At 44.0% G+C, this 19,939-nt stretch carries 14 protein-coding genes; all 14 read left to right on the top strand.

All coding sequences use genetic code 11. The annotated features are described in order from the left end of the window. Positions 1-116 precede the first annotated feature (116 nt). Positions 117-1,493: a DUF1015 domain-containing protein gene (locus tag UWK_RS16040; RefSeq protein ID WP_015405444.1), complete on the top strand. Its 1,377-nt coding sequence runs from the start codon at positions 117-119 to the stop codon at positions 1,491-1,493. After that, on the top strand, positions 1,468-2,232 hold the full coding sequence (locus tag UWK_RS16035) for a tRNA1(Val) (adenine(37)-N6)-methyltransferase (protein ID WP_015405443.1): 765 nt from the start codon (positions 1,468-1,470) through the stop codon (positions 2,230-2,232). Before UWK_RS16040 ends, UWK_RS16035 begins: the two co-directional genes overlap by 26 nt. 30 nt (positions 2,233-2,262) lie before the next feature. Beyond that, positions 2,263-3,783 (top strand): YifB family Mg chelatase-like AAA ATPase, encoded by a 1,521-nt coding sequence (locus UWK_RS16030; RefSeq protein ID WP_015405442.1) that lies wholly within the window; start codon positions 2,263-2,265, stop codon positions 3,781-3,783. 602 nt (positions 3,784-4,385) lie between these two features. Then, the gene (locus UWK_RS16025; RefSeq protein WP_015405440.1) at positions 4,386-5,471 is read left to right on the top strand and encodes a TIGR03032 family protein; all 1,086 of its coding nucleotides are present in this window, start codon (positions 4,386-4,388) and stop codon (positions 5,469-5,471) included. 647 nt (positions 5,472-6,118) lie between these two features. Continuing rightward, on the top strand, positions 6,119-7,066 hold the full coding sequence (locus UWK_RS16020) for a hypothetical protein (RefSeq protein ID WP_015405439.1): 948 nt from the start codon (positions 6,119-6,121) through the stop codon (positions 7,064-7,066). A gap of 133 nt (positions 7,067-7,199) precedes the next feature. Further along, on the top strand, positions 7,200-7,988 hold the full coding sequence (locus UWK_RS16015; protein WP_015405438.1) for a transposase: 789 nt from the start codon (positions 7,200-7,202) through the stop codon (positions 7,986-7,988). Positions 7,989-8,147: 159 nt separating this feature from the next. After that, positions 8,148-8,363, top strand: coding sequence for a hypothetical protein (locus tag UWK_RS16010; protein ID WP_015405437.1), 216 nt, complete (start codon positions 8,148-8,150; stop codon positions 8,361-8,363). Beyond that, complete coding sequence (locus tag UWK_RS16005; RefSeq protein WP_015405436.1) at positions 8,360-9,073, top strand: hypothetical protein; 714 nt, start codon at positions 8,360-8,362, stop codon at positions 9,071-9,073. Before UWK_RS16010 ends, UWK_RS16005 begins: the two co-directional genes overlap by 4 nt. Before the next feature lie 14 nt (positions 9,074-9,087). Then, positions 9,088-12,549, top strand: coding sequence for a DUF2974 domain-containing protein (locus UWK_RS16000; protein WP_015405435.1), 3,462 nt, complete (start codon positions 9,088-9,090; stop codon positions 12,547-12,549). 129 nt (positions 12,550-12,678) lie between these two features. After that, positions 12,679-12,954: a hypothetical protein gene (locus UWK_RS15995; RefSeq protein WP_015405434.1), complete on the top strand. Its 276-nt coding sequence runs from the start codon at positions 12,679-12,681 to the stop codon at positions 12,952-12,954. Between the two features lie 51 nt (positions 12,955-13,005). After that, entirely contained in the window at positions 13,006-13,578 is a 573-nt protein-coding gene (locus tag UWK_RS15990; protein WP_015405433.1) for a hypothetical protein, read from the top strand. Then, positions 13,575-17,438 carry a calcium-binding protein gene (locus UWK_RS20065; protein WP_015405432.1) on the top strand — a complete coding sequence of 1,288 codons (3,864 nt, stop codon included), beginning with the start codon at positions 13,575-13,577 and terminating at the stop codon, positions 17,436-17,438. The genes UWK_RS15990 and UWK_RS20065 overlap by 4 nt, the downstream gene beginning before the upstream one ends. A 499-nt stretch (positions 17,439-17,937) precedes the next feature. Beyond that, positions 17,938-18,501 carry a hypothetical protein gene (locus tag UWK_RS15980; protein ID WP_015405431.1) on the top strand — a complete coding sequence of 188 codons (564 nt, stop codon included), beginning with the start codon at positions 17,938-17,940 and terminating at the stop codon, positions 18,499-18,501. Continuing rightward, positions 18,498-19,847 carry an alpha/beta hydrolase family protein gene (locus UWK_RS19745; RefSeq protein WP_015405430.1) on the top strand — a complete coding sequence of 450 codons (1,350 nt, stop codon included), beginning with the start codon at positions 18,498-18,500 and terminating at the stop codon, positions 19,845-19,847. The genes UWK_RS15980 and UWK_RS19745 overlap by 4 nt, the downstream gene beginning before the upstream one ends. The last annotated feature ends 92 nt before the right edge of the window (positions 19,848-19,939 follow it).

Below are 19,939 nucleotides of genomic sequence, written 5' to 3'. Positions count from 1 at the left end.
TGTATACAGTTAAGTGTTATTATTTCAAATTAATCTTTAATCAGCACCATAATAATAAATCATATATTTTTGTATTCATAAATAATTTTTGCAGTAAAAAAAAGGAGTAGGCGCGCATGGCCTTTGTAGCACCCTTTAAGGGCATATATTTTAATGTTGAAAAAACGGGCAGTCTCGATGATGTCGTCACTCCTCCCTATGATGTGATCAGTGAAAATGCTGTGGAATCGTACACGGCCAAAAATCCCTATTCCATGATTCGTCTCGATATCACAAAGAATCCCGGTGGGGCAGTCGGCTCGGATAAACGGTACCAGAATGTCGCTGATCTTTTCCAAAAATGGCTGGATCAGGATGTCTTGAGACGTGACAAACAGGCCGCTTTGTATCTCTATACGGTGCAGTATAAGCATCCTTCCGGGAAAATGCTCACCAGAAAAGGTGTTGTTACTCTTGTCGGTCTGTCCGAGTTCGATGAAGGGGTGGTTAAACCTCATGAAGAGACCTTTGAATCGGTTATCAGCGACAGGCTGCGGTTGCTCGATGCCACCAAGGCCCAGTTCAGCCAGATATTTTCACTTTACAGCGATGAGGAAAACAGGGTCCTGTCCCTGCTCGATGCCGCAAAAGAACACGATCCCATGGGGAGTATTACCGACGGCGATGGCTGTATCCATTCTCTCTACCGTGTGACCGATGGGGCTGTAATCATGCAGGTACAGGATTTCTTTATGGATAAGGCACTGTACATCGCCGATGGGCATCATCGGTATCGCACTGCGCTCTCCTACAGAAGGCTGGAGAGGGAACGAAATCCTGATTTTTCAGAAAAAGATCCTGCCAATCACATCATGATGTACCTTTGTCCTATGGAAGATCCAGGTCTTTCAGTACTCCCAACCCATCGTCTCCTGCATTGGCCCGGAAAGCTTTCAGTTGATGCATTAATGAATCGTTTAGCACCTTTTTTTGAACTTGATGAAATTACCGGTGGCACCAGAGAAGTGTTACTCTGTGAGGTTTTTTCCAGAATGGAAGAAGAAGAGCAGAAGACTGTAGATAAACGAACAACTTTTGGCGTGTACCATCCCGGCGAAGATCGTTGCTTTTTACTTACAACAAGGCCTGAAGCATATGAATCCCTGAAAGAAAAACCAGCTCAGTTACAGGAGCTTGACGTGGTAGTGCTTTCAGATGTGATTGTTCAGGGTGCTCTGGAACTCGACCATCACCGTTGTGAAGAGGAAAACCTGATTCACTACTTCAGTGACCCTGACGAGGCTATTGATGAAGCCGTAAAAAAATGTGCAACCCAGGAGAGTCAAACCCATCTGCTCTTTGTGATGAATCCGACCCGGGTGAAGCAGGTACAGCAGGTTGCCGATGAAAAGTTAATCATGCCTCATAAATCCACATATTTTTATCCGAAAATTATGACCGGATTACTCTTTAATCAGCAAATATCCGGTGAAGAAGTCGACCGGCTTAGCTGATGTGGAGACGACCAGCAATACCCTTTTTGATGGAGCGCTACGGTGTTTGCAGCATCGGATTGGGTATCGATTCTCCATAGATCCTGTCCTTCTCGCTCATTTTGTACGCCTCACCAGGGATGAAGCGGTTCTCGACCTTGGTGCCGGATGCGGAGTGATTGGATTGATACTCCTCTATCGAGCGAGAGAGAGAATACGGATGCTTACTGCCCTTGAACTGCAGACAGGGCTTACCCGGCTTATTGAGGAAAATATCAGCATCAACCACTTCGAAAAAGTTATGCAGGTTGTTGAAGGAGATCTGCGAAATATTCAGCAATATTTCGTGCCGGAATCCTTCTCAACCGTTGTCTGTAATCCGCCTTTTTATCCCGCAGGCAGTGGCAGGGTTTCTTCCTGCAAAGAGTCAGAGATAGCAAGACATCAGGTAGCCTGTAGCTTGCCGGAAGTTATTGCAGCAGCAGCGGTGGCCGTAAAAAACAGGGGCAGGGTTTATCTGGTGTATCCCGCCGAAGGCCTGGGAGATCTGCTTCACCTTCTTGCGAGCCAGCAATTGATAGTAAAAAGAATGCAATTAGTGTACTCCTACCCTGACAAATCAATGGCGGCGCGACTCCTGTTGCTGGAAGCCGTTAAGAATGGAGGCGAAGGTGTCGATGTTCGTCCTCCCTTGTATATTTATGACCGTAAAAATGGTGACTACAGTGAAGCCATGCAGCAATTCTATAAGCCAAACTGACATAGTCCAACCAAGCCGGATAACGCGCTGATGCTCGCAAAAGTTCATAGTGGTGCAGTTCTTGGTGTCAATGGCCTATCGGTAATGGTTGAGGTCGATCTTGCCCTTGGTTTGCCAATGTTTACAACCGTCGGCCTTCCCGATGGGTCGGTGCGTGAAAGTAAGGAGCGGGTCAAGGCTGCCATTAAAAATTGCGGATACGACTTTCCACCTAAACGCATTACAGTTAACCTGGCCCCTGCTGATATCAAAAAAGGTGGTGCCGGCTTTGACCTTCCCATGGCTCTTGGTATCCTTGCCGCAACGGAGCTTTTTAAACCCGATCTTCTGGATCAGTATGCCGTGGTTGGCGAACTTTCACTCGATGGCTCGGTACGGTCAGTTCCAGGCGTTCTTCCTGTAACCCTGAATGCTAAGGAAAATGGGCTGAAAGGTATTCTAGTTCCAGAGGCGAATCAACTCGAGGCAGCAGTTGTTCAAGGGATAGATGTTATAGCCGTAGGGCATCTTCATCATGCCGTTGAATTTCTTGCAGGAAAAAAGTCCATTGATCCAATAGTGCTTAACCAGAAGGACCTTCTTGGGACTCAATACGGAGGGGAAGTTGATTTTCAGGAGGTGAAGGGGCAGGAGCACGTCAAACGGGCCTTTGAAATAGCGGCTTCTGGTGGTCACAACATAGCTTTAAAGGGGCCGCCCGGATCGGGTAAAACCATGCTCACCAGGCGGCTTGCAACCATCCTGCCGCCAATGAGTTTTGAAGAGGCTCTTGAAACCACAAAGATCTATTCCATTGTCGGTAAGTTGAGTAGTGATATTCCCCTGATCACTACCCGCCCGTTTCGAGCCCCCCATCATACCATTTCCGATGCCGGTCTTATCGGAGGAGGACAGCATCCTCGTCCCGGTGAAGTTTCCCTTGCCCATAACGGAGTACTGTTTCTCGATGAACTTCCTGAATTCAAGAAACACGTCCTGGAAGTCCTCCGTCAGCCACTCGAAGCTGGAGATGTATCCATCGCCCGTGCTCAACAAACTCTGAAATTCCCAGCACGATTTGTCCTTGTTGTTGCTTCAAACCCCTGTCCATGTGGGTATCTTGGTGACAAAATCAGAGAATGTAAATGTACACCCCAACAGATTCAACGCTATAACAGTAAAGTTTCAGGACCACTTCTGGACCGCATTGATATTCATCTCGAAGTTGCTGCTGTTCCCTTTAAAGATATCAGCGATGAACGACAGGGCGAGTCATCCAGGGAGATTAAGAAACGGGTGGATAGCTGCAGGAAAATCCAGGAAAATAGATACCATTCCCTTCAAAGCATTCATTGCAACGCTCAAATTGGCCCAGCTGAAGTGGAAAAATATTGCAAGGTTGATGCAACGGCAAAGCGTTTATTGCAAAGAAGCGTGGAAAAGCTCGGCCTTTCTGCCAGGGGATATCATCGTATTCTTAAAATCGCCCGAACAATCGCTGATATGGATAATAAGGAACTTCTTGAATTATCACATATTGCCGAAGCCGTCCAGTATCGTCGAAATGGATAATCTTTGAAATAAGGACCATCTGGAAAGGCACCGACGCCCACCTACTTGTTGTTCATTCACTCAGTCATCTTGCAAAATGCATGGTCTATATTGATGGTAATATGGTCAGGGCTGGAGTTGTATCACATCCATCTGAATACAAAACCAGTGGTTACAATGAAAATCAAAACCACCAAAGCCTTACAGCATTATCAACAGAAAGATGGTGTTGGATTGCTTTTCTATGCAGGATGAAAATTCAGCATTTTAAATTGGTCAGGCCCCGTATTGCCGCATTAACCAAACCTGTCAAAATAAAGAGTGTCATTAGTGGAAAAGTGAAAAGTAGCAAAAAAAGTCAATATTGCGTTAACAGGACAGAGAACATTTGAATTTATTTTAATTATTATTTGTAGCCAAATTTTTAGGAAAACATCTGGAGCCATTGAAATGACAATTATGTTGGCGATTGCTCTACATGCAACATGCTGATATAACGAGTATTAAGTGTTGATGTTTCACTATTTGGGTGTTAATCGTTTTGTTTATCTTATTGATGGGGCTGAATTTGATTTTACCCAGGCCCCTTTTATGCAGGAAAAACAAACAGAGCCTGACAAGTTATGCCCAATAATAATACTGAATACAATTCGATTGTAATTCAATCCAAACATTTTGTTCTCAAGGCAAGTTTTGGAATAGAAAACTGGCTTCGAAGCCATGATGTTTCACTAGCCTTCTCAACATATCAGTCCGGGAAATTGCTTTTCGTCGGGCTTGATAGTAAGCAACAATCACTTTCTGTTTATGAAAGAAATTTTGCCAGATGTATGGGGCTTTGCCTCAATGAAGAGAAGAACCGTTTGCTGACCACTACTCTTTATCAAATATGGCAGCTCAATAATGTCACTAGTCCTGGAGAAAATTATAAAGGGCACGACAAGGTGTATGTTCCCCAGCTCGCCTTTACAACAGGTAAGGTGAGTGGACATGATATTGCCTGGTATAACAATCGTCCTCTGTTTGTGAATACATTGTTTAATTGTTTGGCCACAACAAGTAACACCCATAGTTTTATTCCCCTATGGAAACCTGAATTTATTTCAGAGCTTGTCCCTGAAGACAGATGCCATCTTAACGGTCTGGCAATGCGAGATGGAAAACCATATGTTGTGACGTCAATTTCCCGCTCCAATTCAAGAGGTGGCTGGAGAAAGAAAGAAAACAGGCAGAATGGAGGGGTTGTTATTGATGTCGCCTCCAATGAAATTGTCGCCCAAGGGCTTTCCATGCCCCATTCCCCCAGGTTTTACAAAGGCAAAATTTGGTTACTAAACTCCGGTAAGGGTGAATTCGGATACCTGAACAAAAGCGAGTTTATTCAGGTCGCTAAATGTCCTGGCTATCTTAGGGGGCTTACCTTTGTAGATAACTATGCAATTGTAGGTCTCTCACGTCCTCGTGGAAGTACAGCTTTTCAAGATCTTGTTTTGGATGACTTGCTGCCTTCACTTGGGGGGGAGTGCTGTGGCTTGCAGGTTATTGATACTCAGTCGGGAGAAATAGTACATAGCCTTATAATTGAAGGTGTAGTCAAGGAATTGTATGACGTGATTACAATACCGGGTTCCATCTGTCCTCTACTTGTTGGTTTTGAAAGTGATGAGATAGAACGGATGATTACCATTGGGCCAGCAGCTACGTTATAGCAAAAATCCTTTACAAAAAGAAAATTAATTATTGTGAATAATACAGTGGTTGGATAACCGTTGAGCTTTGAAATAGTTCGTTGACCAAAATATAAACCGTTAAGGATGCTAATGTTGCTGGTCAAGATTCTTACGACACACATTTTGATGGCAAAAAGGGCACTCTAAGGCCAGGTAACGGCTGTTTCTGGATACAAAATTATTAATATTCAAGTTGTTAGCTTGGTCCGATCCCGTGTTAGCGTTCACACTAACTGGATAACAGCTGAGCTAAACAATAACGTCCTAACAAGAAATCAAGATTGGAGTGAGTCCATTGCCGTTGGCAGAAAATCATTTACAGAAGATATTCAGCAGCAACTTGCAAGCCGGGCACAGAAGCGATCCATAGTTTCAGTCAAAGATGCTACTGTTTTGAAAGAGCCTGAAATTGCTTACAGCACCGTTTTTGATGCTGAAAAGGGTACTCTAAACCATAAAAACACGTATTGTTGGAGATAAAATGTTTAACATTCAGCATGTTAGCTTGGTCCGACCCCGTATTAAGTTAACTTGGTTCGACCCCGTTGTCACGCCCGTTGTTACGCGCCGGGGCAAATGAGTTTTCCTGTTTCTGAACACCAAAATACCCACGGGAGAATAACAGTATGGGAATAGCGTTGCTTATTGTTGTAACCATTTATCTGCTTGCGGGAGCGATTGTGTTGTATCTCGTCAAGCGGTGGACGAAGTCGAAGGCAGTGGTGTGGCTGGGAGTGCTGCTGCTCATCTTCGGCCCATTCTGGCGGCCGATCCTGTGCAACTTGCTGTTTGAGTATTACGGCAAGCAGCCCTTGCAGGTGATTCATCAGACCGTTGAAGCGCCGATTTCTGTGTATTGGCAGGACAATGTCTGGCCGGGATTTGACAAACACTTTCGTGAAAGCATGGTTGAAAAATATCTTGACGGCGTGCATCTCCAGGCCCTGGCCGTGAATGGCGATGACGGGAAAATCTATCTGTACCGGGCCGATGCTTCAACTTTTGCCGAGAGTGAAAAAATGCGACCAGCTCGGGATCAGAAAAAACGGGAACTGGACGCTATGAAAGAAAGTGCAAGGGAGGTCCGCCGCAAGGGTGGCAAGGGTCTAGATAACAGAGAACTGTGGCGGACAATCAGAGAAATAGAAAAAAATTCTACGGAGTTTGGTGCATATTACGAACCATGGAAAAGCGAATTACAAAGCATCATGGATCGGGCTGAGGGCTTCGCTTCCCCGGACAAACTGCCACCCATGCGCTACCGGGTGGATTTCAACATGGTAAAGACCGGCTACCCCGCCTCCAGACTATTACACACCGACGAGATCACCATCACCGATATGGAGAAAAACGAGGTGATCGCCTTCTCCCGCAGGTATATGGCATATGGGAACTGGCTTTCCGAATTTGGCGGTGCAAATCCTGATTTTCATCAGGTGCTTGGTGACAAACAGGCCTATCAGTTTGTTGACAAGATTTTGTTCGGATCAATAGATGTTTATGGATCGCGTCAAGGGAGAAATAATTCTTTGCTGAAAATATTATCAAAAAAATATCATGAAAACCGGAGGTAACTCGGTTGAATACGGGGTCGGACCAAGCCAATATATAGGAATAACAAGAAATATTATGAAATAAAAGCCATATAAACACTTAAAGGTAACTTTTTGTTGTCCAAAACAACCTTCTAAGAAAATTTAAACTACCATGCCACGAGCAAATAGACATTATATTCCTGGTTGTGTTTGGCACATCACACACCGATGTCATAAGCAGGAGTTTTTACTGAAATTTGAAAAAGACAGAAAACGCTGGCTTTATTGGTTATTCGAAGCAAAAAAGCGGTATGGGCTTTGCGTTCTAAATTACATTGTCACTTCCAACCATATCCACTTACTTGTTGTCGATACAGGGGAAAAAACTATTCCACAAAGTCTTCAGTTAATTGCAGGAAGAACAGCTCAGGAGTTCAATAGTCGGAAACAGAGGAAAGGTTCGTTTTGGGAAGACCGATATCATGCCACGGCCGTTGACACAATCAACCATCTTGCAAAATGCATGGTCTATATTGATCTTAATATGGTCAGGGCAGGCGTCGTATCACATCCATCTGAATACAGAAATAGTGGTTACAATGAAATTCAAAATCCTCCAAAGCGTTACGGCATTATCAACAGGAAGATGTTGTTGGATTATTTTTCAATGCAGGATGAAAACAGATTTCGCGAAGAGCACACTAACTGGATAACAGCTGAGCTAAACAATAACGTCCTAACAAGAAATCAAGATTGGAGTGAGTCCATTGCCGTTGGCAGGAAATCATTTACAGAAGATATTCAGCAGCAACTTGCAAGCCGGGCACAGAAGCGATCCATACTTTCAGTCAAAGATGCTACTGTTTTGAAAGAGCCTGGAATTCCTTACAGCACTGTTTTTGATGCTGAAAAGGGTACTCTAAGCCATAAAAACACCTATTATTGGAGACAAAATGTTTAACATTCAGCATGTTAGCTTGGTCCGACCCCGTATTAATAGATGGGGTGAGTTTAAGTTTACTCTGACTCCGTGTTGCGTGTTTTGCTGACCCCGTGTTTTGGTTTTCTAGGCATTTTCTTAAGAGGTAAAAAGTAGTTCAAAAAGAGTAAAGGTGAGAGAATGATGTTCAGAATAGTTTTGTTATTAGTCGGCTATGCCGGGATATTATTTGGTACGAGCTGGTTTGTTCGGATGATTGGACTGGCCATGAGGGAAGGAAAGGATGGAGATAATTTTTATATATTACTCATACCTCCCGGAATCATTGTCTTGATAAGTCTTGTCCTTGTTATCATGCTTCACCGAGAGATAAAAACAAAGGAGAGAGAGCAATGATTCAGATTCTTGTCATATTTGGTGCAGCTATCTACCTCCTTTTGGGATTACTGGTAATTGTTTTGGTCGCAAAATCAACAAAAGGCAGAATCATTGGAATTATTATTCTGGCTCTAATTCCTAGCTGGGATGTGATAATCGGCTACCCCACCTTCTGGTACTTCTGCAAATTTAAATCCGGCATGAAGATTTATAAGACCGTGGAGAATGTGGAAGGGTTTTATGTGGGCGAATTGAGAATAAAACGTACTCCCCGCATGCCAAATAAAAATTATAAATATATTGATTACCAGGTTGAAGAAACCGGTGAATTCTTTCGTAGTTATTGGTTAAATGATGCAAGTTCTGAAGGGTGCTATAAGCCAAAAAAGAAGGATGAATATAAGTTTAAAGAATCCTTTGACCAGGAAATACCTTGTTTTGCAGTGAAGCCATTGCAACCTGATGAAGTCAGCAGGTATGAGGTAGCTTATCAGCCTAACAAAGACCAAAGAATCCTGGCAATACCGACTATAGATAAATTTATCTATACGGAAATCAATGACAGACATCATAATGAGACTTTGGGGATTCGAGTAATGTACAGATGGAATAGAGGGTGGCTTAGGGCGACATTGCTCAATGTTGATGGTTCTCTTGGAACACTTTGCCCATTTAAAGGTAATAGTGAAGTATTGATATATAACACACTGAAATCAAAAGATAATTAGCTAGGGGGCTAGAGATGGCAACTATTCCAGAATTGTTACAATTTGGTGAATTGGCTGATGCAAGCTATATTGATATCATACAAACTACATTGGATGATGACATTATAAAGTCACTAAAGAATGACCGTAATTTTACTCAAAAACAGGCTGATAATTTTGTTGAGCACTACAATGTCCTTGCCACCAGCGCCGAATACAACATAGGTCCAGAAAGCGGATTCAGCGCCACGTTGTTTGAAGACATTAATAGTGGTAAAAAAATACTGGCCATCCGTGGAACCGACCAATTGATTGGCACTGATTGGGATGATGATATTCTCGGGCTAAAAGCAGGCAATACGCCGCTCCAATTTGAAGACATGGTATCATTTTTCGAAAAGCTTCAAGAAGATGATAAGGTATTAAGCGGAGAAAAGCTTACTGTTACAGGTCATTCCTTGGGTGGTGCATTAGCTCAGATCTTTACCGCGACCTATACCGATTTTGTTGATGAGAGTTACACTTATAATTCTCCAGGTGCAAAAGATCTGGAATCTCCAGAATTATCGACAAGTAATGGGAGATATTATAAAGAAGCCTTTATTGGTTATGATGATATAACCGGTGAATCGTTGTTTGGGCCAGTAGAAATCACACAAGAGCTTTATGACGCTTATTCCAACTTTGAGTCTAATAAGAACGGAGTCGACAGCCTGGTAACAAATGTCAAATCCTCAGAAACTTGGTGGGATATACCCCATGATCTTGTCGCCGATCTTGGAACTGATATCGGGAGTGCCGATGTCAATATTTCTATCAGCGATAGTACATTCAACCCCGTTCACTACCATTCTATCGGTACTCTTGTCGAATCCCTGTACGTCTACAACCTTTTTTCAACCATCAGCAGCAGCAACAATGCCGATGACTTTACTCCTTTTCTGGAAAAAATGCCCGATGGGCATGCCTTATCGGTTGTTAATAATGTTTTTCAGGCCGGTATTGACACCACCCAGGTCTTTGTTGATCTTGCCATTGAATTAACCGGGTATGCCAACGACCATAGCCTGACTGGTTTGACGGTAACATCACTGCATGAGCATTCTGCCGAAGCTCTCCGAAGTGCTGCAGAAAATGACAACGCTTTTCTTTTTGCCTTAAACGCGTTAGCTGGTTTTGCCATCTCTGGCAACCAGCCAGGCTATGTCAATCTGGTGGCTGCCGAATATTCAACCCAATATCTCGAAGATCGTTCCCTCTTTCTCTATCAAACAATGCATGAAGATGCACTTTCCCCCACCGGCGATGATATACAGTTTTGTGACACAACCCTTGGCATAGATGCCTATGCAGGAAACGGCGTACCGGATTTTACAGACAGGCATTATATTTTCGGTAACCTGGAAGGCGAATTGATTGAAGGCAATTCCAAGGAAGACCACCTCTACGGCATGGACGGTAACGACACCCTAACCGGCAACGGCGGAAACGATATCCTCGAAGGCGGCTCCGGCAGCGACACCATGAACGGAGGAGCCGATAACGACACCTTCATCATCCACGGCACAGATGAAGATCCTGAAGCCTTCGACACCTTCAACGGCGGTACTGGTGATGAGGATAAAATCCTCGGAGGCAACCTGGACGACACCATCCGAGTAAACGCGCTCTCCCTTGCAGATAACTCCATAGAAAGAATAGACGGAGGAGCCGGAGAAAACATCCTTGCCGGAACCAGCGGCGACAACACCATAGACCTAACCGGCATCACAGTAACCCACATAAACCGAATAGAAGGCGGAGGTGGAGCCGACACCATAACCGGTTCAAGTGGAGATGATATCCTTTATGGCGGTACATTAACCAACCAGGAAGACAATGTCCGTGACACCCTTTCCGGCGGCATCGGCAATGACACCTATCATATCGGTGTCGGCGATATTGTTGACGACGCTGATAATCAGGGTACCATCTGGTATGGAGCCAATCAGATAACAGATCTCACCTTTAATCAAGTTCAGGAAAACAGTGACATCTATGAAGATGCTAATTACAGAGTTCGTTATGACTCCACCAATCAAACGCTGAACCTGTTTTCCCTGGCCAGTAATTTCTATTTTACCATAAACTCCTTTTCCTCGGGCGATTTCGGCTTCAATCTGGCTGACTATGTAGAGCCCACCCCAAACACCAATTCCCTGACTGGTACTGATGAGATAGAAATTTCAAGTCTGAGCCAGATAACAGCCGATACCTGGAATTATCATTTCAGTATCCAACATGCAGATGGAAGTGAAACTATCCTGTTTAACAGTGATGTATCTGCTCTCTCCACCTTTACAGTATATGGCTATGGTGGTTCCGATACGTTGTTTGGAATAAACGGCAATGACTCCCTTTATGGTGGTCTGGGTGATGATCAACTCCAGGGTATGGGCGGTGATGATAAGCTCTACGGAGAATCTGATAATGATAACGCATGGGGTGGAGACGGTAATGATATCCTTTTTGGCGGAATAGGTGATGATAACCTGATGGGGCAAAATGGCAATGACACCCTCATTGGAGAAGAAGATCTTGACAGGCTTTATGGCCAGGAAGGCAATGATATCCTCTATGGTGGAGAGGGTAACGATGATATGTATGGCGGCCTTGATAACGACCAGCTTTTCGGCGGAGATGGTGACGATGTCTTAAGAGGAGATGAATGGGATAACACAGGAACCGGAGAGGATCTACTTTACGGTGGCCTGGGTAATGATCAACTGCTTGGCGGAGGAGGAGATGATTCCCTTTATGGTGAGATCGGTGACGATGCACTCGCTGGCGAGGGAGGTGACGATATCCTTTCCGGTGGAGATGGTGATGATCATCTGTATGGTGATTATGGCGATTTAAGTGGTACTGGAAATGATGAATTGCATGGTGGCTCCGGTGAAGATGTGCTTTACGGTTCAGGAGGAAATGACACCCTCTATGGCGATGATGACAATGACGATCTTTTTGGTGGCGACGGTATAGATGCACTTTTTGGTGGTCATGGCGATGACGTACTCCAGGGAGGTCTGGGCAATGATGCATTGTATGGAGAAATAGGTAATGACAGTCTTGCCGGTGGAGAAGACGATGATTCACTTTATGGCGGAGATGGGAATGACCTTCTTTTAGGAGATAACCCTGATAATACCGGTTCAGGTATGGATGAATTGTACGGTGGAAGTGGTGATGATCAACTCCGGGGCGGAGACGGAAATGATCTCTTATACGGGGAATCAGACAATGATTATCTCTATGGCGATAATAGTGATGGAACCGGTATTGGTGATGATGCGTTATATGGAGGCCAAGGGGAAGACAATCTGTATGGTGGAAATGGTAATGATGAACTCTACGGTGATACTGACAATGATAACCTGTTTGGTGAAGCCGGTGATGATGCACTCTATGGAAATACAGGCAGTGATCAGGTTCACTTGCCCTGTGCTTGTTGGGATTGAGAGTGATGAGATAGAGCGGTTGAGTACCATCGGGGCTTTAGCTTTATTGTAACCACATTCTTTACAGTACTGTTTTTGATACTGAAAAGGGTGTTTTAAGCTCTAGAAAGATCTGTTTTTGGAGGTAAAATGTTTAATATTCAAACTGTTAACTTGGTTCGACCCCGTTGTCACCGTTTCTTGCTGAGAAATCAAGATTGGAGTGAGTCCAGTGCCGTTGGCAGAAAATCATTTACAGAAGATATTCAGCAGCAACTTGCAAGCCGGGCACAGAAGCGCTCCATAGTTTCAGTCAAAGATGCTACTGTTTTGAAAGAGCCTGAAATTGCTTACAGCACCGTTTTTGATGCTGAAAAGGGTACTCTAAGCCATAAAAACACCTATTATTGGAGACAAAATGTTTAACATTCAGCATGTTAGCTTGGTCCGACCCCGTATTAACGGGGAGGTAGAAGAATGTTCGGTTTAGCGGTAATTGTTTTTTTTGTGTTTTATTTGGCAGTTTCGATCGGAGTTACCGTTCTTGCTGTCCGGTGGGCTAAGAATAGAGGCAGGCGGGCATGGTTATGGGGCGGGTTGGTTGCTTTTATAATGTACAACCTTGTTTTCTGGGATTATCTGCCGACACTGATCACCTTCAAATATCTCGTCCATACCAGGTCAGGTTTCTGGGTCTATAAGACTCTGGAACAGTGGAAGGCAGAGAACCCTGGAGTTGCTGAGACTTTGACTTGGAAGAAGTTGTCACCTTCTTATGAAGCTACTGGTATTACAAGGGGGTATAAATTAAATCAGCGGATTGGTTGGGTATTTATTGAACATCGCTTACCCATTCTTCCCGTCGTAACACAAGAAGAACTCATTATCGATACTAAGACCGATGAGACGTTAGCCAAACGCGTGCAAATATATAGTGGTTCTTCAAGCGATCTTAAATTCTGGACACATCTGAGACAGCCAGCTATTAAAAAAAAGGAATTTAGTGAGTTAAAAAAAACTTACAAACAAACCGGTGAGGAAAAACGATGAGCAGTTCATCCATTTATTACGATATGGCGTTATTGTCTGAAGCGGCCTACGTTCTTTTTGATAAAATAGAGGATCTAACTATTGAGGATGATATAAGAGACGCTTTACAAAACAGCGCTTTTGAGGGCAAAATGACAGCTGAGCAAGCTGAAGATTTTGTCAACAATTGGGAAGTGATTTATCACCAACCCAACACCGATACAGGCTTTTCAGCTACTCTTTTTCGGAATAAGAACACAGGCAAATACCATTATGCATGCCGAGGTACGGAACCGGGAATTGACGATCTACTCGTTACAGACGGTGGTGACATTGTTTACGATGGGCTGGCGATTAAGCAAATAGTCGACATGTATAACGACTGGCAAAGAATAAATGCAGCTCCAAATACCGTCTATAAAGCAGCGGAATTGGAGCTGTTGACGGACAAAACGGCTCTACTTGCGGCAGAACAAACTGCTATGCCTCTGGGTGTAGCCGGCCCATATGAACTATACCTGCGGACATTGGATAATGTCATAATCGATATGCCAACCGGCACGGTATACACTATCAACACCGATGTCTATTCGAACGAAATATTCACGGATGAAAGACAATATGGTGCGTTATCCCATGATATTGAAGGACAGGTTACAGCAGTAGGTCATAGTTTGGGTGGGCATCTGGCCGCTGCATTCTCACGGCTTTTCGGTTCTGTCTGTGATGATGTTGTGACCATAAATGGTGCTGGGTATATGACAGAAGCGCTTAGTGGCTTGAGCGGGAACGGCGAGACCAACATCCGTAACCTCTTTGCTATGCTTGGGGGAAGCGATTCTTTTGAGAGTTCGAAAATATTAAATATTTTTGGTGATAAGTTCCTGGAAATGACGACCATGGACAGTGTGTTTGCCCTCGGTCAGCAAGGAGATCACCAAGGAATATTTATTGAATCTGTATCTCTATCAGGAACAACTGCGGGTCATGGAAAAGAACAGATGACAGATTCTCTGGCGGTTTATGACCTTTTTGGCCGCTTGGATGATATGTATTCTTCGATGGATGGATCGCAGTTTTTTCAATCTCTTCTCCCTGTCTTCAATGCATATCGGCAAGGAAGAGACAACCATATAACGCTCGAAACGGTTATCAATACCTTTGGTGAAATATGCGTACAGGATTATTCACCATTCGACGTAAAGAACGGGGATGTTGCTCGAGAAGAACTCTATGAAAAGATATTTCAAGTTCGAAATGCAACCCAATCTTCACAAGGCCAATATGAAATATCATTTTTAGGTGATATCTCAGAGTCTGACATTATTTCGTTTGCAAGCCAAGATAATGGTACTGGCATGGCATATCGCTTTGCTTTACAAAGGTTGAATCCCATCACGATAACGGGCCCGAATAGTCAATATAGCAGTTTGAATGCAAACAACGAGTTAGATTTAGATAACTTTTCATCACAATACTTCGAAGATAGAACAAAATTCCTCTACCACACCATGCACAATTACTCTGAGCAGAAACACTTTCATGATCTGCAATCAGGTATTGAACTCAATCCTCCCGACGAAGAACTTCCATATGGAGATTATATCTTTGGCACGGAAGGAGATGACAGCGCCAAATTGATTGGTGCTCTCAGTGACGATCACCTCTACGGCATGGCAGGCAATGACACCCTAACCGGCAATGCCGGCAACGACATCCTCGAAGGAGGCTCCGGCAGCGACACCATGAACGGAGGAGCCGGAAACGACACCTTCATCATCCATGGCACAGATGAAGATCCTGAAGCCTTCGACACCTTCAACGGCGGTACTGGTGATGAGGATAAAATCCTCGGAGGCAACCTGGATGACACCATCCGAGTAAACACCCTCTCCCTTGCAGAAAACTCCATAGAAATAATAGACGGTGGAGAAGGACTAAATATACTGGCCGGAACCGCAGGCGACAACACCATAGACTTAACAGGAATAACAGTCTCCAACATTGCCCGCATAGAAGGTGGGGCAGGCCAGGACACCCTGACCGGAAGTAGTGATCAAGATACCATCTCCGGCGGCACCGGCATTGATACAATAAACGGTGCTGGGGGAGATGATATCTTATATGGGGCAGGCATAGATGGTGTGGATGATTTTGTTCAAGACACCCTTTACGGCGGTATCGGCAATGACACCTACCATATCGGTGTCGGCGATATTGTTGACGATGCGGATAATCAGGGTACCATCTGGTATGGAGCCAATCAGATAACAGGTCTCACCTTTAATCAAATTCAGGAAAACAGCGACATCTACGAAGATGCTAATTACAGAGTTCGTTATGACTCCACCAATCAAACGCTGAACCTGTTTTCCCTGGCCAGTAATTTCTATTTTACCATAAACTCCTTTTCCTCGGGCGATTTCGGCTTCAATCTGGCTGACTATGTAGAGCCCACTCCAAACACCAACTCCCTGGCTGGTACTGATGAGATGGAAGTTTCAAGTCTGAGCCAGATAACAGCCGATACCTGGAATTATCATTTTAGTATCCAATATGCAGATGGAAGTGAAACTGTCCTGTTTGACAGTGACGTATCCGCTCTCTCCACCTTTACAGTGTATGGCTATGGTGGTTCCGATACGTTGTTTGGAATAAACGGTAATGACTCCCTTTATGGTGGTCTGGGTGATGATCAACTCCTTGGTATGGGTGGTGATGATAAGCTCTACGGAGAATCTGATAATGATAACGCATGGGGTGGAGACGGTAATGATATCCTTTTTGGCGGAATAGGTGATGATAACCTGATGGGGGGAAATGGCAACGACACCCTCATTGGAGAAGAAGGTGTTGACAGGCTATTTGGTGACGCTGGAGATGATTATCTGCTGGGCGGCACAGGTGACGATCTTCTTCAGGGATCACTTGGTAATGATGTTTTGTTTGGAGAAGAAGATCTTGACAGGCTTTATGGCCAGGAAGGCAATGATATCCTCTATGGTGGAGAGGGTAACGATGATATGTATGGCGGCCTTGATAATGATCAGCTTTTCGGCGGAGATGGTGACGATGTCTTAAGAGGAGATGAATGGAATAACACAGGTACCGGTGAGGATCTACTTTACGGTGGCCTGGGTAATGATCAACTGCTTGGCGGAGGAGGAGATGATTCCCTTTATGGTGAGATCGGTGACGATGCACTCGCTGGCGAGGGAGGTGACGATATCCTTTCCGGTGGAGATGGTGATGATCATCTGTATGGTGATTATGGCGATTTAAGTGGTACTGGAAATGATGAATTGCATGGTGGCTCCGGTGAAGATGTGCTTTACGGTTCAGGAGGAAATGATGTCCTCTATGGCGATGATGACAATGACGATCTTTTTGGTGGCGACGGTATAGATGCACTTTTTGGTGGTCATGGCGATGACGTACTCCAGGGAGGTCTGGGCAATGATGCATTGCATGGAGAAATAGGTAATGACAGTCTTGCCGGTGGAGAAGACGATGATTCACTTTATGGCGGAGATGGAAATGACCTTCTTTTAGGAGATAACCCTGATAATACCGGTTCAGGTATGGATGAATTGTATGGTGGAAGTGGTGAGGATCAACTCCGGGGCGGAGACGGGAATGATCTCTTATACGGGGAATCAGACAATGATTATCTCTATGGCGATAATAGTGATGGAACCGGTATTGGTGATGATGCGTTATATGGAGGCCAGGGGGAAGACAATCTGTATGGTGGAAACGGTAATGATGAACTCTACGGTGATACTGACAATGATAACTTGTTTGGTGAAGCCGGTGATGATGCACTCTATGGAAATGCAGGGAGTGATCAGGTTCACTTGCCCTGTGCTTGTTGGGATTGAGAGTGATGAGATAGAGCGGTTGAGTACCATCGGGGTTTTAGCTTTATTGTAACCACATTCTTTACAGTACTGTTTTTGATACTGAAAAGGGTGTTTTAAGCCCCAGAAAGATCTGCTTTTGGAGATAAAATGTTTAATATTCAAACTGTTAATTTGGTCCGACCCCGTTGTCACCGAACAGAGAACAGCTTGAAAATGTTGTTTTTATTATTTTTTATCTTTAATTTTTAGGAAAACATCTGGAGGCATTGAAATGACAATGATGTTAGCACTTAGGCATCTATAACGTACTAATATAACAGATGTTAGATGTTGATGCTTCTCCGTTTTGATGTTAATTATTTCACTCTTAGTGAAAAATAATGGATTGCTACGATTGTTGTTTTATTTATCTTCTTGATGGGGCGGAGTTTAAAATTACTCTGACCCCATTTATCCACGGAGATTTCATTATGGGTGATTACGGCGACGGCACAAGATTTGACTGGAGGGTGGCAGCATGAGCGGGATTTATTTATTAACACTGATTGCAATTTGGCTGTTTGTGAGCTGGGTACTCTATCGTATCTGGCAACATTGGAAGCCTGCGAACTTAACACAAAAGATTTCACATATCCTTCTTGGAGTGCTTCTTTCTTCGGTCTGGCTTGGCGGAACTTTCTGGGAAGTAGCTGGCAAGAAGATATATTGGGATCTCAAAGTGGAGAAGCTCTGTGCAAAAGATGGTGGTGTAAAAGTCTATGAAACTGTGGAGCTACCGCCTGACCTAATTGACAAATTTGGTAGAATTAAAATACCAGACAAATCCAAAGCAAAACCGACGGATAATTATTTTTATGAAAGTGACCTTTTTTATTACCACAGAAATGATCCTCAGGTAACACGCAAGCAAACTCGAATTGTCAGACGTATTGATGGTAAAGTGTTAGGTGAATATGTCCGTTATGGTCGAGGTGGTGGTGATTTGCCTGGATTATGGCATGGATCAAGTTTCTCATGCTTCGATATCACTGGAAACTCCAATTTTGAATCTTCAATTTTCACAAAGGAATATAAAAAATGAGTACGATTAGTGAATATTACCTACAAGCTGAACTTGCACTTGCATCATACTCAAATCTGTCTCCAGGAATGTCTGGTAAAGATTATACCGATGCATTACAAAACAATGGCAATGGCATGACGCTCACCCAAGCCCAAGATTTCTCCAGTAATTGGAATGTTATCGACCAATACGATGGAACTGTCGAAGAGAGTTACGTTGACGAATTTGGTTTGGAGCATACCTTTCTCAATCCTACCGGTTTATCAGTAACACTTTTTGAGGATAGCAGTGGTAAACAAGTAATTGCCGTGCGCGGCACTAACGATCTTAACGACGTTATTACCGACGTTATTGATATTGGGGCACTGGGCACAAGTGAATACCAAGCACAATACAAAGCACTTTCAGCGCAAGTAGAAAAATGGGTGGATTTAGGTGATCTTCATTCCGGTTTTTTAGTAACGGGACATTCACTGGGCGGTTTTCTTGCCACCAATCTCACACTTGAATATTCTACAGATGTGACACAAACCTTTATCTACAACGCACCAGGGGTGACAGGTGTCGGCGGCAATATTATTGAAGCCATCTCAAGTGCTCTTTCACCAGATAATCCTATTGCTCTTCCTACTGTGTTGCCAGTTTCTAATATTGTCGCAACGGACGATATTGTTTCGTCCGTCGGCCTTTCCGTCTCCACACCAATTATTATATCTGTTGATGCACAAAATCCACTGACTGCTCACAGTATCGTTGGATTAACCTCTTCTCTATGCATCTACAATCTTTTCTCGACCATCAGCGGCAGTGATAATCCCGATGACTTTACCCCTTTTCTGGAAAAAATGCCCGATGAGCATGCCTTATCGGTTGTTAATAATGTTTTTCAGGCCGGTATTGACCCCACCCAGGTCTCTGTTGATCTTGCCATTGAATTAACCGGGTATGCCAACGACCATAGCCTGACTGGTTTGACGGTAACATCACTGCATGAGCATTCTGCCGAAGCTCTCCGAAGTGCTGCAGAAAATGACAACGCCTTTCTTTTTGCCTTAAACGCGTTAGCTGGTTTTGCCATCTCTGGCAACCAGCCAGGCTATGTCAATCTGGTGGCTGCCGAATATTCAACCCAATATCTCGAAGATCGTTCCCTCTTTCTCTATCAAACAATGCATGAAGATACACTTTCCCCCACCGGCGATGATATGCAGTTTTGTGACACAACCCTTGGCATAGATGCCTATGCAGGAAACGGCGTACCGGATTTTACAGACAGGCATTATATTTTCGGTAACCTGGAAGGTGAATTGATTGTAAAAAAAAAGGGGTCAAGTCTCCCTTTGACCTTTGTGGTGAATGTGTGATATCAAATCAACCTGGAATTTCTGCTCCCATGTTTTTTTTGCGCTTGGCTATGTGGAAAATAGTCGGTAAACTAAAGGGTTGCCCATATCAT

The organism is Desulfocapsa sulfexigens DSM 10523, assembly GCF_000341395.1.
GTDB classification, from domain to species: Bacteria; Desulfobacterota; Desulfobulbia; order Desulfobulbales; family Desulfocapsaceae; genus Desulfocapsa; species Desulfocapsa sulfexigens.
The sequence above is the reverse complement of the archived record's forward strand: the minus strand, read 5'-3'. Positions and strand labels throughout refer to the sequence as shown.

What these genes read in the sequence shown, in the direction of transcription:
- UWK_RS16040 (WP_015405444.1), top strand. Translation starts at nt 117, where the DNA reads ATGGCCTTTGTAGCACCCTTTAAGGGCATATATTTTAATGTTGAAAAA.
- UWK_RS16030 (WP_015405442.1), top strand. Translation starts at nt 2,263, where the DNA reads ATGCTCGCAAAAGTTCATAGTGGTGCAGTTCTTGGTGTCAATGGCCTA.
- UWK_RS16025 (WP_015405440.1), top strand. Translation starts at nt 4,386, where the DNA reads ATGCCCAATAATAATACTGAATACAATTCGATTGTAATTCAATCCAAA.
- UWK_RS16020 (WP_015405439.1), top strand. Translation starts at nt 6,119, where the DNA reads ATGGGAATAGCGTTGCTTATTGTTGTAACCATTTATCTGCTTGCGGGA.
- UWK_RS16015 (WP_015405438.1), top strand. Translation starts at nt 7,200, where the DNA reads ATGCCACGAGCAAATAGACATTATATTCCTGGTTGTGTTTGGCACATC.
- UWK_RS16010 (WP_015405437.1), top strand. Translation starts at nt 8,148, where the DNA reads ATGATGTTCAGAATAGTTTTGTTATTAGTCGGCTATGCCGGGATATTA.
- UWK_RS16005 (WP_015405436.1), top strand. Translation starts at nt 8,360, where the DNA reads ATGATTCAGATTCTTGTCATATTTGGTGCAGCTATCTACCTCCTTTTG.
- UWK_RS16000 (WP_015405435.1), top strand. Translation starts at nt 9,088, where the DNA reads ATGGCAACTATTCCAGAATTGTTACAATTTGGTGAATTGGCTGATGCA.
- UWK_RS15995 (WP_015405434.1), top strand. Translation starts at nt 12,679, where the DNA reads ATGTTTAATATTCAAACTGTTAACTTGGTTCGACCCCGTTGTCACCGT.
- UWK_RS15990 (WP_015405433.1), top strand. Translation starts at nt 13,006, where the DNA reads ATGTTCGGTTTAGCGGTAATTGTTTTTTTTGTGTTTTATTTGGCAGTT.
- UWK_RS20065 (WP_015405432.1), top strand. Translation starts at nt 13,575, where the DNA reads ATGAGCAGTTCATCCATTTATTACGATATGGCGTTATTGTCTGAAGCG.
- UWK_RS15980 (WP_015405431.1), top strand. Translation starts at nt 17,938, where the DNA reads ATGAGCGGGATTTATTTATTAACACTGATTGCAATTTGGCTGTTTGTG.
- UWK_RS19745 (WP_015405430.1), top strand. Translation starts at nt 18,498, where the DNA reads ATGAGTACGATTAGTGAATATTACCTACAAGCTGAACTTGCACTTGCA.